The sequence below is a fragment of the Mycobacteroides chelonae genome, from assembly GCF_016767715.1.
Classification (GTDB): Bacteria; Actinomycetota; Actinomycetes; order Mycobacteriales; family Mycobacteriaceae; genus Mycobacterium; species Mycobacterium gwanakae.
Genome location: NZ_CP050145.1, coordinates 4,911,532 through 4,926,201 on the forward strand (window position 1 = coordinate 4,911,532; position 14,670 = coordinate 4,926,201).

The window sequence follows — 14,670 nt, forward strand, 5'->3', positions numbered from 1 at the left end:
ATACTGGTGAGGTGGCAGTGAACTCGAAGGTCTCGCGCTCATGGCTTCTGGTCAATCCTTCCAGGGAGCCCGACCTCGGTGCTGCGGTCGCATCCACACATGCCGACGAGGTGATCTTGGACCTGGAGGACGCCGTCGCACCGAATGAGAAAGAGTCGGCACGCGCACGCGTGCTGGCATATCTCAACTCAGGCGGGCGCGCCTGGGTGCGCGTGAACGATGCTTCCAGTGATTTCTGGTCGGCCGACTGTCGAACACTCGCGGAGGCCCAGGGCCTCAAGGGTGTGGTGCTGGCCAAGACCGAGGGTGGCAATCACATGTGGGACACCGCCAACCGCCTCGGTGGCGAAACTCCTGTGATCGCTCTGATTGAGACCGCGCGGGGTCTGTCCCGCGTACACGACATCGCGGCGGCTCGCCCCTGCTTTCGTATCGCCTTCGGCGTCAATGACTACACGCTCGATATCGGTGTCGATCCAGACCCACTAGCCCTGGCGTACAGCAGATCCCAGCTTGTGGTGGCCTCGCGCGCCGCACACATTCCGGGACCGATCGACGGACCAACGCGCGACCCGGCCGAGCTGGCCGAGGGAGTCGCGCTGACTCGCCGCATGGGTATGACAGGAAAGCTGGCGCTGCACTCATCCGATGCCGACACCATCAACAGGGGTTTGAGCCCCTCCGATGACGACGTTTTGTGGGCTCAGGACTTCGTAGAGCAGTTCAACAGCCACGGGGGAAAGCCACAGGACGGCAGCGACCTACCCCGGCTCAATCGCGCCCGGATCATTCTGGAGCGCGCACGGATGCTGGGCCTGATCACGCCGTAGCGGTCAACCGCGATAACGCCGCCACGGTGAGCGCCTCAACCCCGGTGCTGAGCGTCGGCTCCAACACCGGCGCGAACTCCGGAGAATGGTTGGACGGCACCGGCTTCCCGGCCGCCGCGGCGTCCTCGAAACGCTGTTGCTCGTACCCACCCCAGAACCAGAACGCGGTGGGGACACCGGCTTCGGTGCCGAAAAATCCCACATCCTCACTGCCTGCCAGCGGATTCGGAGACTCGATCACCCGCGCGGCACCGAAATGCTCACGGAACACCGCGGCAATCGCCTGCATCGCCGCGTTGTCGACGACGGTGATCGGGAAGGTGTGCAGCGGCGTCACCGCCGGTTCCTTGTCAGCACCTGAAGCCGTCGACTCGGCCTGAGCGATCCGCGTGATCGACGCCAGCGTCTTGCGCCGCACCTCCTCGTTGAAGGTACGGACATTGATGCCGAGTTCTGCATCGTCGGGGATGATGTTGTCCTTTGCCCCCGCGTGCAGGTAACCGACGGTCACCACGGCGGGTTCGAAAGGTGACAGCTCGCGCGACACGATGGTCTGGAGACGCTGCACCACATTCGAGGCCATCACCACCGGATCGACGGTCGATTCCGGTTGCGAGCCATGGCCACCCCGCCCGAACAGTTGCATCTTGAGCGAGTCCGAGGCGGCCAGTGCCGTGCCCGTCTTGTATGCAATCATCCCGGCCGGCAACGGGCCGACGTGTTGACCGAGAACGACCTCGGGCTTGGGGAACCGATCGAGGATGCCGTCGGCGATCATCGCCTTCGCACCCCCGCCCACCTCCTCGGCGGGTTGAAAAACCGCGACCACCGTTCCCGACCACGCGGTCTTGAGTTCATTCAGTAGCCGAAGGGCTCCCACCAGTGCGGTGACGTGCATATCGTGCCCGCACGCGTGCATGACGGGAACATCCCTGCCGTCCGGGTTGGTGGCGCGGACGGTGCTCGCGTAGGGAAGGCCGGTCTGCTCCTGCACCGGGAGTGCGTCGAAGTCGGCTCGCAGCCACACCACCGGACCGGATCCGTTGCGCAGCACGGCCACAACTCCAGTGCCGCCGACGCCCGATGTCACCTCCAGCCCGAGCGGCGCAAGCGCCTCCTGGATCTTCGCCGCGGTCCGGTGTTCCTGAAAAGAGAGTTCCGGGTGCTGATGCAGGTCGCGGTAGAAGTCGGCCAAATCCCCCAAAGCGTCCGCCCAGTTGTCGGGCAGCGTGATCGTCATCCGACCTCTCCACTCTGTGTGTTGCTGCGTCTCAGACCGACCATACGGCGGTCGTGACGACCTACCCTCGGACATGTGAGCCAGTCCATCGATACCGAATTGTCTGTCGACACCATTGTCGTCGGAGGCGGGATGTCGGGTGCGTCGATTGCCTATGAGTTGGCTGAAGATCAAACCGTCGCATTGTTGGAACGCGAATCGACGCTGGCGTTTCACACCACCGGAAGGTCTGCGGCCACCTTCATCGAGAACTACGGAAATCCGATCATCCGGATGTTGACGGCGGCAAGCCGCGACTTCTTCACCGAACCACGCGAGGGCTTCGAAGCTCCGCTCGCCACATCCTTACCGCTGCTGATCATCGCCGATGACGCGCATGCGGAGACGCTGCGTGAACTACATGGCCAGGCCCTGCTCCAGGGCTGTCATACGGAGTTGGTCGACGGCGCGGTTGCCGAGGAGATCAACCCGTACCTGCGTCCCGGACACACCCGCTTGGCGACCATCGATATGACTCCGATGGAGCTGGACGTTCACGGGCTGCACCAGGGCTACGTGCGCGGGCTGCGCCGCCGCGGCGGAAGCATCGTCAAGTCGGCGCCCATCGTGAGTGGCACCCGTCATCAGGGCAGGTGGGTCCTGAGGGACTCATCCGGACGGCAATTTGAAGCGGAAACCGTCGTGAATGCCGCCGGCGCCTGGTGCGATGAACTTGCGCACGTGATGGGCGCGCAGCCGGTGGGGATCATGCCGCTTCGGCGTACCGCATTCATGGTGTCCACGCCGCAGGAGAGGTCTGCCGGCTCGATTCCTATGACACTGGACACGTCAGACACCTTCTATTTCAAACCCGACGGCGCCCAGTTCCTGTGCTCGCCCGCCGACGAGACACTCCAGGCGCCCGGCGACCCCCGACCGGACGAGCTGGAGATGGCGCGGGCGATCGGGATGATCAACGAGGCCACCACCCTCGGTATCCGGACCGTGAATTCCGCATGGGCGGGGTTGCGGTCCTTCACCCCCGATCGCACGCCGGTTGTCGGAGAAGACCCGGATATCGAGGGCTTTTTCTGGTACGCGGCTCAAGGTGGCTATGGCATCCAGATGGCCCCGGCGCTCGCGCGGGTTGGGGCCGCGCTGGCCGCACAGTGCCCGGTTCCACAAGATCTGGCCCGTCGCGGAGTGGACGCGGCCATGCTGTCGCCCGGTCGCGAGTCGCTGCGCGCCAGCCGCTAGCAGCCGTCCCGCAGACCCGGACCGCGCCGAGCGAATCCTGTTATCGTCGGCGTCGATGGTGAATATGGATCGGCGCCGGATGATGGCGTTCTCAGGGCTTGGCATGTTGGCAGCAGCGGCTTCTATGCCGCAGGCGTGGGCGCAACCCGCACCACAGAACCCGCCTAACCGGCCGCCAGCGGCACCCCCCACCGGCAAGTACGTCTTCGTCGACGAGTTCGACGGCCCGGCCGGGTCGGCGCCCGACGGGTCCAAATGGGCTGTTTCGAAAGCTCGCGAGTCCATGAAGGACCCGACGTTTTGGGAGCTCCCCGAGAACGTCGGCCAGTACCGCGACGATCGCAAGAATGTCTACATCGACGGCAACTCGAATCTGGTCATCAAGGCCGCCAAGGAAGGCAACACCTACTACGGCGGCAAGATCTACAGCACCACCGAACTTGGTATCGGCTACACCTGGGAAGCGCGTATCAAGTTCAACTGCCTGACTCCGGGCGCGTGGCCCGCGTTCTGGCTCGGCAGCGACCAGGACGGTGAAATCGACATCGTCGAGTGGTACGGCAACGGCAGCTGGCCGGCCGCAACTACGGTGCACGCCAAGGCAAACGGCTCGGAATGGAAGACCCACAATCTGACCCTGGACAGCGGCTGGCACACCTGGCGCACCCAGTGGGACGACAAGGGGATTCGCTTCTGGCGGGACTACACCGACGGGGCGGCGCCGTACTTCGATGTCCCGGCCAACTCCCTGGCGGACTGGCCGTTCAACAATCCCGGGCACAAGGCCTTCGCGGTGCTGAACCTGGCCGTGGCCGGATCCGGCGGTGGTGATCCGCGCGGCGGCACCTACCCCGCGGAGATGCTCGTCGACTGGATCAGGGTCTGGTAGCTCAGCTGCCGATCTCGTCTCATCATCGGCGCTCATCGTGCGAGCGGCGGCGTTGCCACGGATACTCGATCCATGGCTGAGGTTACGGATCTTGCACCGATAGGCGCCGTCACCCGGACACAGGTGGGTCGCGAGGCCACCGAGCCGATGCGTGAAGACATCCGGCTGCTGGGCACCATCTTGGGTCTTACGGTGCGTGAGCAGTGCGGCGACGAAGTCTTCGAGCTCGTGGAGCGGGCGCGAGTGGAGTCGTTCAGGGTGCGCCGATCAGAGATCGATCGCGCCGAACTGGCACAGCTGTTCGACGGCGTCGACATCCACCGAGCTATCCCCGTGATTCGGGCTTTCACCCATTTCGCGCTGCTGGCCAATGTGGCCGAGGATATCCATCGAGAGCGCCGGCGGGCCGTGCACGTCGCCGCGGGCGCGCCGCCACAGGACAGTAGCCTCGCCGCGACGTACCTCAAACTCGATGCCGCACAACTTACTTCGGATCGCGTAGCACACGCTCTCACCGGCGCGCTGGTGTCGCCGGTTATTACCGCTCACCCGACGGAGACCCGCCGACGTACCGTGTTCGACACCCAGCATCGCATCACCGAGCTCATGCGGCTGCGCATGCAGGGACTGTCGCAGACCGAAACCGGCCGGGATATCGAGCACGAACTTCAGCGGCACATTCTCACACTGTGGCAGACGGCATTGATCCGGTTGTCCCGGTTGAAGATTCAAGACGAAATCGCCGTGGGGCTGCGCTACTACCAGGCCTCGTTCTTCGAGGTGATACCTGAGATCAACGCCGAGATCCGCACGGCGCTACGCCGCCGGTGGCCGGATGCCGAGTTGCTCAGCGAGCCGATTCTGCGGCCCGGATCGTGGATCGGTGGAGACCGGGACGGAAATCCGAACGTCACCGCCGAGGTAGTGCATCTTGCGACAAGTAGTGCCGCACAGACGGCCATCGCCTACTACTTCGAACAATTGGTGGCACTGGAGCAGGAGTTATCCCTATCCGTCCGCCTGGTCACAGTCTCCGCCGATCTGATCGCATTGGCCGAGCAGGGCAGCGAAACCGACCGGGCAGACGAGCCTTACCGTCGCGCACTACGCGCCATCCACGCGCGCCTCACCGCGACGGCCGCGAACATCCTTGACCAGCTGCCCGAGCACGGTCTGGATCTCGACCTGATTCCGTACCGCACGCCGGACGAACTACTGCGAGACCTCGACATCGTGGACGCTTCGTTGCGCGCGCACGGCAGCGTGGTGCTGGCGGATGATCGACTGCGTACGCTGCGAGAGTCCGTTCATGTCTTCGGTTTTCATCTCAGTGGGCTGGACATGCGGCAGAATTCGGATGTCCACGAAGAGGTGGTTTCCGAGTTGCTTGCCTGGGCCGGTGTGCATTCCGACTACCGATCGCTCTCGGAGCCACAGCGCATCGAGGTACTTGTCACCGAGCTACGTACCCGCCGCCCCTTGATCGGCGAGGGCGCCGAGCTCTCCGAACTTGCCCGCAAGGAACTCGACATCGTCGCAGCCGCCGCGCGAGCGGTTCAGACCTATGGCCCCAGGGCGGTGCCCAACTACATCATCTCGATGTGCCAGTCGGTTTCGGACATGCTGGAAGCGGCAATCCTCCTGAAGGAAGCAGGATTGCTGGACGCGTCACGGCCACGACCGTTCTGTCCGGTGGGCATTGTGCCGCTGTTCGAGACGATTGACGACCTACAGCGTGGATCCGCCATTCTCGAAGCAGCCCTGGAGCTTCCGCTTTACCGGGCACTGGTGGCAGCTCGAGGCGAAAGCCAAGAGGTCATGCTCGGGTACTCGGACTCCAATAAGGACGGCGGCTACTTGGCTGCCAACTGGGCCCTGTATCGCGCCGAACTGGACCTGGTGGAATCTGCCCGCAGGAACGGAATCCGATTGCGGCTCTTCCACGGCCGCGGCGGCACCGTAGGCCGCGGTGGCGGTCCGAGTTACGACGCCATTCTGGCCCAACCGCCCGGGGCGGTATCCGGATCACTTCGTATCACCGAGCAGGGCGAGGTGATCGCCGCCAAGTACGCCGAACCACGCGCGGCCCATCGCAACCTCGAGACGCTGTTGGCCGCAACCTTGGAGTCGACGCTGCTCGATGTCGAAGGATTGGGAGAGGCGGCGGGCGCGGCATACGAAATACTCGATGACCTTGCCGCGCGCGCCCAAAGCACCTACCGCGAGCTGGTGCACGAAACACCCGGCTTCGTCGAATATTTCAAGGCATCGACGCCGGTCAACGAAATAGGCGCGCTGAACATCGGCAGTCGCCCAACCTCCCGGAAGCCCACCACATCGATCGCCGACCTACGCGCCATACCCTGGGTTTTGGCCTGGAGCCAGTCGCGGGTGATGCTGCCCGGCTGGTACGGCACGGGCGCGGCGATCGAACAGTGGATCGCCGAAGGCGACGGACGACTCGAGGTGCTGCAACAGCTCTACCGTCGGTGGCCGTTCTTTCAGACGGTCCTGTCCAACATGGCCCAGGTGCTGGCCAAGTCAGACATGGGATTAGCGGCCCGCTATGCCGAACTCGTTGACGATGAAGCACTGCGGCACCGGGTGTTCGACAAGATCGTGGCCGAGCACGACAGAACCATTGCCATGCATCAATTGATCACCGGGCATGAGGATCTGCTTGCCGACAACCCGGCGCTGGCACGTTCGGTGTTCAACCGCTTTCCCTACCTGGAGCCGCTCAACCACCTACAGGTGGAACTGCTGCGCCGGTACCGATCCGGCGATCAGGACGAGCTGGTGCAGCGCGGCATACTGCTCACGATGAGCGGTCTGGCCACCGCACTGCGCAACAGCGGCTGAGATATCAAGCGCCGGAACGTGACTCCCACATGTTGCGCCATTGCGCTTCCTCTTCTTGTTTGTCACGATGCTGACCGGCGGAAGGCTCGGTGAGGGTGATCTCCGGATGCGGCAGTGTGAAGAAGTCGCCTTTGCCTTGTGCCGCACGATGTTGCCCGGTATCGAGGTAGCAGTACCCCAGTCCAGAAAGTGCTGCGGTACGGTCGGACCTCTCGAGATAGTGCAGCACATTTTGGGCAGCCGCTTTTGCACCGTTCTTGGCAAAGATGGCCGCCTTCGGCAGTGGCCTGCCGGAGGGGGATGTCACCGATACGGTGTCACCGATAGCCCAAATGCCCTCATAGGGCGTTTGCATGGTCTGCGCATCGACGCCGATCCATTCCGGCCCGTCGATGGTCACGGACGGCTCGTGAGGCGGTACGAACACCAACAGGTCGAAGCTCACTGTGGTGCCGTCGGCGAACACGACAACCTTTCCGTCCGGGTCAACGCGTTCTGTGGTGTGTTCACCGTGGAAGGTGATGCCGTTGTCCTTGAGTAACTGCACCAGCTGAGGTCCCGCGTAAGGGCCGGCCGAGGGCATCGGGTGCTTCTCCGGGGTGTACACGCTGATGTCGACATCCGATCGCATGTTCTTGTCGTTCAAGAAGTCCGAGGCCAGTAGGGCGCCCTCATACGGAGCCACCGGACAACGGTAAGGCTGTGAGGTCACCAGGAAGACGATCTTGCTCCCCGAGAAGCCTTCCATCGCGCGCCGGGCATCACCGGCCGCGTCGACGCCGTAGTAGTGCACCGCCTCACCTCGTGCTGCTGCTTCACTCAAGCCCGGAATCTTGTCGAGGGCGTTGCGCGCACCGGTGGCGATGATGAGCGCGTCAAAGTCCAGAGCCGATGCGTCGGAAAGGGTGACGGTGCGGGCAATGGGATCGATGCCGATGACGGAACCGGTGACCGTGGTTATCCCCGACAGCGCCTCGGAGCTGGGCCGTATCGGCACACTTGCCGCGTCGCGCCAGCCCCTCATGACCCACGGCAAGGTAAATCCCAGAAAGTGCGCGAAGTCCTCATCCACGATGGTGATGTCGAGGTCGCCCAGTGGCACCTGCGACTGACGGAATTCGTTGACCACGCTCAGACCGCCGATTCCGGCACCCAGGATGACAACCTTCTTCTTCATGTTCTGCGATCCCTCTTCCTGAACAGGCCCCTAAGCGGGCGCTTTGTTTTCACGGACGTAAGACGTGGCGACCACGCCTGGGCTTAATGCGCCGGGCGCGGGCGCTGCAACTGGGTGAACTCCGGCACACCCGCCAGCACGGTGACCGCGTCAAAAAGCGCACGCGCGTTGCCGTGCTCCGGCAATGCCGTCAACACAGGGCCGAAGAACGTGCGGCCGTTGATCTGCAACAGCGGGCTGCCGCCGACGTCTCCCAACGCCTGCTGCCCGGACTCATGCGAGGAACGGACCAGTGCATCGAGGGAACTGTCCGATAGCGCTTCACGTGACACCCCGTGGGGTGCGACCGCCGCCAGTACCCGGTCCACCAGATATGCGTCGACGGGCATCGACTCATCGAAATACAGTTCACCGAAGCTGAAGTACGCGGTGTGCAGGCCCTGCTGACCCAACTCACGATGGACGCCGGCCATCAGCCGACCCACCTGTCGCGAGTCCTCCATACGTGCTTGTTGTGCGGGCGGGAGCTCCCTGCCCTCATTCAAGACCGCGAGGTTCATCAGCTGCCAATCGATCGACAGGCCCGACTGGTCCGCGAGTGTGTTCAGCCATCGCGCGGTATTCCAGGAGAACGGGCACACCGGGTCGAGCCACACCCTCACGTCGAACGTGTCGGCTTGCGCAGAACCACTGCCTGTGGACATTCGGCGTCTCCCATCACGGCTCACAAACTCGTTCTCATTCCGTTTATACCATACCCCCTACGGTATATAAGCCGGTATGAGATTCCGGGCTATATACCATAGGGGGTATGGTATTTGTAGAGTAGACGCGAGCGAACAGGGCACACGTTGGCGCCGAAAGCACTTGATCTACAACAGAAAGGTGGCCAGAAGGTGCGCACAGCAACAGTTGCCGTGATGCGGCGCGCGTGGGTTGCGGCGGTGGTTGCATGTGCGGTCGGTGTCGGCGCAATCGCCGTGAATCACCTGCGAGGAGCGTTCGGCTCCGAACCCATATTCTCGGCCACCGGCAGCAGCGCACAGCCACTCGCGCCCTCGGCGATCAAACACGTGCGATACGAGATCTACGGTCCCACCGACACCACGGGTGCGGTGAGCTACCTCGACAAGAACGCGCAACCACAGTCCGCCGATTTCACCACTTTGCCCTGACCTACACAATCGAAACCACCGTGCCCGCGGTTATTGCCAGTGTTGTGGCGCAAGGCAATAGCGCCGCGATTGGGTGCCGGATCACAGTGAACGGCCGAATCGAAGACGATCAGTCTGCTGACGGGCACCACGCCCAGATCTCCTGTCTGGTGAAAGCAGCATGAACCCTCCTGCTCAAGAACGTCCTGCCTTCATGCGATTTGTTCGCAGATTCGCCATCCCCATTGTGCTGGCCTGGCTACTACTGACCGTGGCGGTGAACCTGCTTGTGCCACCCATTGAATCGGTGGCAAGAGATCACGCGGTGACGATGTCGCCGCGTGACGCGCCGGCGATGATGGCGGCTAGGCACATCGGTGAGAAGTACCACGAATCTGACTCCGACAGCATGGCCATGATCGTGCTGGAAAGCGACAATCCGCTCGACGCATCGGCACACCACTACTACGACAACCTGGTACGCGCACTGCGGACAGACACTGGCCACGTTCAGCACGTTCAGGACGTGTGGGGCGACCCGTTGACGGCTTCCGGTGTTCAGAGCCGCGACGGTCACGCCGCGTATGTACAGCTCAATCTGGCTGGCGACCAGGGCAGCACGCTCGGCAACAAGTCGGTGACAGCGGTCCGCACAATCGTGGACAGCTCCCCGCCACCGCCGGGCCTCAAGGTTTACGTCACCGGCCCGGCGGCGCTGACCACCGACATGAATGAGGCCGCCGACAAAAGCATGCTGATCATGATGGGCGTGACCGGCGCAGTCATCATGATCATGCTCCTCATCACGTACCGCTCCGTCAGCACGATGCTGCTGGTTCTGGTCATGGTTGGCTTCGAGATGGGCACCGCCAGAGGTGTTGTCGCGATTCTCGGTAACTACGACCTCCTGGGATTCTCGACATTCGTGGTGGCCATGTTGTCCTCGTTGGCGATCGCCGCGGGAACCGACTACGCCATCTTTCTCATCGGCCGCTATCAGGAAGCGCGCCAAGCCGGCCAGGATCAAGAAACCGCGTACTACACCATGTTCCGGGGAACCGCCCACATCATCCTGGGATCTGGTCTGACCATCGCCGGTGCAACGCTGTGTCTGCATCTCGCGCGACTGTCGTACTTCAAGGCCCTCGGCATCCCCTCTGCACTGGGGCTGCTGGTGGTTGTCGCAGGCGCCCTCACCGCGGCGCCCGCCGTCGTCGTCCTCGCAACCAGGTTCGGGCTGCTGGAACCCAAACGAGCCGTGAAAGTTAGGCGGTGGCGGCGTATCGGCACCGCCACCGTGCGCTGGCCCGGCGCGGTGCTCGCCGCCTCACTGGGCATAGCGATCATCGGTATCGCGATCATGCCGACCATGAAGGTCAGCTACAACGACCGGTTCTACATACCGGCCGACCTGCCTTCGAACGTCGGCTACGCGGCCGCTGAACGCCATTTCACCGCCGCCACAATGAATCCCGATATTCTGATGATCGAGAGCGATCACGATATGCGCAACTCCGGCGACATGATCATTCTTGACAAGATCGCCAAAGACGTGTTCCGTTCACCCGGAATCGCCATGGTACAAAGCATCACCCGCCCCTTGGGGGGCCCGATTGAGCACACCTCCATCCCTTTCCAGATCAGCGCCCAGTCGATTCCGATCCAGCAGAATCTTCAGTTCATGAGGGACCGCGCGGCCGACATGCTCACCATGAGTGAGGATCTCGGCTCCATGATCGGCTCCATGGAGCGCATGCGATCCCTGCTGAGCCAGATGAGCGACACAACGCACCGCATGAGCGCGGACATGACAGATGCGACAGCAACACTTAACGAGATTCGGGACCATCTGGCCGACTTCGACGACGTGATACGACCGCTGCGCAACTATCTCTACTGGGATCAGCACTGTTTCGATATCCCCGCATGCTCTGCCATACGTTCGGTGTTCGACGCCATCGATGGCGTCGACACGTTCAGCGACACGATGCGCACACTGACCGCAGACGTCGGAAACGCCGACGCAATCATTCCGCACATGGCGGCCCAATTTCCCCCGATCATCGCCGTGGCCAAGTCCATGCGCGCGAGCCTGCTGACCATGCACAGCAGCTTCTCGAACCTGGTGACACAGATGGCGCAGATGACCGACACCGCCAGCGCGATGGGACAGGCCTTCGACGCCTCCCGGAGCGGCGATTATTTCTATCTTCCACCAGAAGCATTCCAGAATAAGGACTTTCAGCGCGGGCTGAAGCTGTTCCTGTCCCCCGACGGCACAGCCGCGCGCTTCATCATCACCCACGACAAGGACCCGGCCACCCCCGCAGGAATCTCCTCAGTCATCTCCGAGCTGGAGGCCGCCCATCAAGCCGTCAAGGGAACCTCTCTGACCGGCGCCGAGTTCTACCTCACCGGCACCGCCGCGATCTACCGCGACATCCAATCCGGCTCTCGCTATGACCTATTGATCGTCGGAATCGCCGCCATGACACTGATTTTCGCCGTGATGATGATCATCACACGGGCACTGGTCGCCTCACTGGTCATCGTCGGCACCGTACTGCTGTCGCTCGGCGCCGCGTTCGGGCTGTCGGTGCTGGTGTGGCAGCACATTTTCGGCCTCGAGCTCAACTGGATCGCGCCGGTCTTCGGATTGATCATCCTGCTAGCTGTCGGCTCCGACTACAACCTACTGCTCGTATCCCGATTCCAGGAGGAGATCGGCGCGGGACTCAAGACTGGCATCATCCGTTCAATGGGAGAAACCGGCGGAGTCGTCACGTCCGCGGGGCTGGTGTTCGCATTCACCATGATGTCCATGGCTGCAAGCGATTTGAGCTCGATCGGCCAGGCCGGAAGCACGATCGGCCTAGGTCTGCTGTTCGACACACTCATCGTGCGCTCACTGATGACCCCGTCCATAGCCGGGTTACTCGGCCCATGGTTCTGGTGGCCGCTGAGAATACGCACCTACCCTATACCCAGGAGGGTATACTGCCAGTAGCTAGGCGCCCCCGAAAGGTAGAGACATGATCGACGATCAAGACAGCATCACCGCGATCCTCAGCAGACTGCGCCGGGCACAAGGTCAGCTCAACGGCGTCATCAACATGATCGAGAACGGACGCGACTGCAAAGACGTGGTGACTCAGCTGGCTGCCGTATCGCGTGCCCTCGACCGCGCAGGATTCAAGATCGTCGCCACCGGGCTGCGGGAATGCATCACCGCCGATCGCAACGGAGACACCGCGCCCATGACCGAGGCCGAACTCGAGAAACTGTTCCTAGCCTTGGCGTGAGCGCGGCGCCTCGCGCCTACCTTTCGCGGCTCAGATATCGCCCGAGAAATCTGCGGTGAACCAGCGGTCGGGACGGATCGTGAACAGTACGTTCTCGCTGCCGTCGTAGCTGCGTACAAACTCCCGGCCGCCCTCCTCACCGAGGTAGCGGATGGCGATTTCCTCGCGCGCCGCCACCGGGGCCGGCTCAGCAGCCTCCACGACAGTGCCCTCGACGACGACGTACTGATAGGGCAGCTCTTCCTGCTGAACCGTCAGCGTCACCGCCCCGGCCTCCTGGATAAGCCGTGCCTTGCGATTTCCCGCACTCGTGCTGATACGGATGTTTCCACCGGGGACGTAGTCGTACCAGATCGGCACACTGGCCGGCGGGCGCTCGTTGGCGGCAACCGACAGCACAGCGATGTGCTTGGCCGCAAGAAAATCCTGACGCTCTACTTCGCTGAACTGACGTGACATGTTGCGTCAAAACCCCCGATCTGTCGGGCTTATTCCCGCACCTAGATTCATCTGGATTTGATCCCCCAAAGCACATTGGCGAGCAAGGCATCCACAAAGTCCGCCGTGAGCGGCTGATCCGGTACCAACAGCCGGTGGTAGCAAGCGCCCCACAGTTGGTCCACGACGACTTCCGGGTCCGTGGCCGCATCAAGCTGGCCGCGTTCCTGCGCGCGGCGCAGCGCCGCTACCGCAAGTGCGCGCCGCGGACCCGAATACCGTTGCAGAAAGGCCGCTTTCAGGTCAGGATCGAGCTGCGCCTGACCTATAAGCTCCCCGATGATTCCGCCCCCGACCGTGTCACGGATGACGCCGAGGAACGCGCGCAGCTGCACGCGGAGGTCGCGCTCGATCTCCCCGGTATCGGGGAACCCCAATTCCGGTTCAACCTTTCGGAAGTAGCCATCGAGCGCGAGGGCGCCCTTCGACGGCCACCACTTGTAGATCGTCATCTTGCTCGCACCCGAAAGAGCAGCGACCTTCTCGATGGTGAATCCGCTCATGCCATCGGCGAAGAGCAACTCACCCGCCGCCTGCAGCACTTCCTCGCGCACCTCGTCAGCCGGGCGACGCCCTCGTCGCGGCCGCCTCACCGCGTCCCGTTCCGCCTGGGCCACCATCGCCTCCGTACCCTTGCCAACTATGTGTACGTACCGTACATTATCGATATGTACGACACGTACATATAATCGATCGGAGGTCGCGCATGAAGATGACGGGCAATACGGTGTTCATCCCCGGAGCCACCAGTGGGATCGGCTTGGAACTGGCCATAGCCTTGCAGGCCAAAGGCAATACCGTGGTCGTCGGCGGCCGCCGCACCGAGCTGCTTGAGCGAATCCGCGCCGAGCACCCCGGCATCTCGGCAGTGCAGATCGACATCTCCGATCCGGCGAGCATCCGCACCGCCGCCCAGCAGGTACTCACCGAGCATCCCGACGTGAACGTCCTCATTGCGATGGCGGGCATCATGCGCGTCGAGGACTGGCACCACCCTGAGTCTTTTCTTCAGTCGGCCGAGGAGATCATCACCACGAACGTGCTTGGCACGATTCGGTTGATCGCCAACTTCATCGAGCACCTACAGGCCCGACCGGAAGCCACCGTCATCACAGTGTCGTCCGGATTGGCCTTCGCACCGCTGAAGGTCACCCCCAGCTACAACGCATCCAAGGCTGCCATCCACATGCTCAGTGAGACGCTCCGGCTGCAGCTCGCGGATACCACCGTGTCGGTCAAGGAACTCCAGCCACCCGCGGTTCGCACAGATCTCATGCCGGGCCAGCAAGAGAGCGACTTCGCAATGCCCCTGAAGGACTTCGTCGACGAGGTGATCACCCTGCTGGAGACGCAGCCCGACGCCAACGAGATTCAGGTAGAGCGGGTGAAGTTCCTACGCTACGGCGAGGCACGCGGTGACTATGACCACGTCGTCGCGACGCTCAACGCCTCCGATCCACACGCTCGCCAATAGCGGGTGTC

The 14,670-nt window shown here is 62.8% G+C and carries 12 protein-coding genes and 1 pseudogene; 8 read left to right on the plus strand and 5 right to left on the minus strand.

The features are described from left to right. Window positions 1-17 precede the first annotated feature (17 nt). A complete protein-coding gene (locus tag HBA99_RS23990) occupies window positions 18-830 on the plus strand; it encodes an HpcH/HpaI aldolase/citrate lyase family protein (protein ID WP_030097568.1) in 813 nt (270 codons plus the stop codon). Here HBA99_RS23990 and HBA99_RS23995 read toward each other — a convergent pair. After that, complete coding sequence (locus HBA99_RS23995) at window positions 820-2,070, minus strand: M20 family metallopeptidase (protein ID WP_070921278.1); 1,251 nt, start codon at window positions 2,068-2,070, stop codon at window positions 820-822. The two genes, HBA99_RS23990 and HBA99_RS23995, sit on opposite strands and share 11 nt — an antisense overlap. 75 nt (window positions 2,071-2,145) lie before the next feature. Here HBA99_RS23995 and HBA99_RS24000 point away from each other — a divergent pair, with 75 nt between their 5' ends. From HBA99_RS24000 to ppc, 3 genes are all read left to right on the plus strand, one after another. After that, window positions 2,146-3,306, plus strand: coding sequence for an NAD(P)/FAD-dependent oxidoreductase (locus tag HBA99_RS24000; RefSeq protein ID WP_070951817.1), 1,161 nt, complete (start codon window positions 2,146-2,148; stop codon window positions 3,304-3,306). Between the two features lie 55 nt (window positions 3,307-3,361). Beyond that, a complete protein-coding gene (locus tag HBA99_RS24005) occupies window positions 3,362-4,195 on the plus strand; it encodes a glycoside hydrolase family 16 protein (RefSeq protein ID WP_030097571.1) in 834 nt (277 codons plus the stop codon). Window positions 4,196-4,267: 72 nt separating this feature from the next. Then, window positions 4,268-7,057 (plus strand): phosphoenolpyruvate carboxylase, encoded by a 2,790-nt coding sequence (ppc, locus tag HBA99_RS24010; RefSeq protein ID WP_070951816.1) that lies wholly within the window; start codon window positions 4,268-4,270, stop codon window positions 7,055-7,057. A 4-nt stretch (window positions 7,058-7,061) separates the two neighbouring features. On the opposite strand, the gene HBA99_RS24015 is transcribed toward ppc, so the two are convergent. Together HBA99_RS24015 and HBA99_RS24020 are read right to left on the minus strand one after the other, a co-directional pair. Then, a complete protein-coding gene (locus tag HBA99_RS24015) occupies window positions 7,062-8,234 on the minus strand; it encodes an NAD(P)/FAD-dependent oxidoreductase (protein WP_070919679.1) in 1,173 nt (390 codons plus the stop codon). 83 nt (window positions 8,235-8,317) lie between these two features. Then, window positions 8,318-8,938: a mycothiol-dependent nitroreductase Rv2466c family protein gene (locus HBA99_RS24020; RefSeq protein ID WP_070951815.1), complete on the minus strand. Its 621-nt coding sequence runs from the start codon at window positions 8,936-8,938 to the stop codon at window positions 8,318-8,320. 216 nt (window positions 8,939-9,154) lie between these two features. Here HBA99_RS24020 and HBA99_RS24025 point away from each other — a divergent pair. The 3 genes and pseudogenes from HBA99_RS24025 to HBA99_RS24035 all read left to right on the plus strand — a co-directional run bounded on the left by HBA99_RS24025 (window position 9,155) and on the right by HBA99_RS24035 (window position 12,690). Then, window positions 9,155-9,573 (plus strand): annotated as a pseudogene (locus HBA99_RS24025) (MmpS family transport accessory protein). A gap of 29 nt (window positions 9,574-9,602) precedes the next feature. Beyond that, window positions 9,603-12,395, plus strand: a complete 2,793-nt coding sequence (locus HBA99_RS24030; protein ID WP_199252990.1) for an MMPL/RND family transporter — start codon at window positions 9,603-9,605, stop codon at window positions 12,393-12,395. A gap of 25 nt (window positions 12,396-12,420) precedes the next feature. Further along, window positions 12,421-12,690, plus strand: coding sequence for a metal-sensitive transcriptional regulator (locus HBA99_RS24035; protein WP_030097577.1), 270 nt, complete (start codon window positions 12,421-12,423; stop codon window positions 12,688-12,690). A gap of 30 nt (window positions 12,691-12,720) precedes the next feature. Here the strand turns inward: HBA99_RS24035 and HBA99_RS24040 are convergent, their stop codons facing one another. Both HBA99_RS24040 and HBA99_RS24045 read right to left on the minus strand, forming a co-directional pair. Continuing rightward, complete coding sequence (locus tag HBA99_RS24040) at window positions 12,721-13,149, minus strand: pyridoxamine 5'-phosphate oxidase family protein (RefSeq protein ID WP_030097578.1); 429 nt, start codon at window positions 13,147-13,149, stop codon at window positions 12,721-12,723. A gap of 47 nt (window positions 13,150-13,196) precedes the next feature. Further along, window positions 13,197-13,742 carry a TetR/AcrR family transcriptional regulator gene (locus tag HBA99_RS24045; RefSeq protein ID WP_227457885.1) on the minus strand — a complete coding sequence of 182 codons (546 nt, stop codon included), beginning with the start codon at window positions 13,740-13,742 and terminating at the stop codon, window positions 13,197-13,199. Window positions 13,743-13,894: 152 nt separating this feature from the next. On the opposite strand from HBA99_RS24045, the gene HBA99_RS24050 reads away from it, so the two are divergent. Continuing rightward, on the plus strand, window positions 13,895-14,662 hold the full coding sequence (locus tag HBA99_RS24050; RefSeq protein ID WP_030097580.1) for an SDR family oxidoreductase: 768 nt from the start codon (window positions 13,895-13,897) through the stop codon (window positions 14,660-14,662). The last annotated feature ends 8 nt before the right edge of the window (window positions 14,663-14,670 follow it).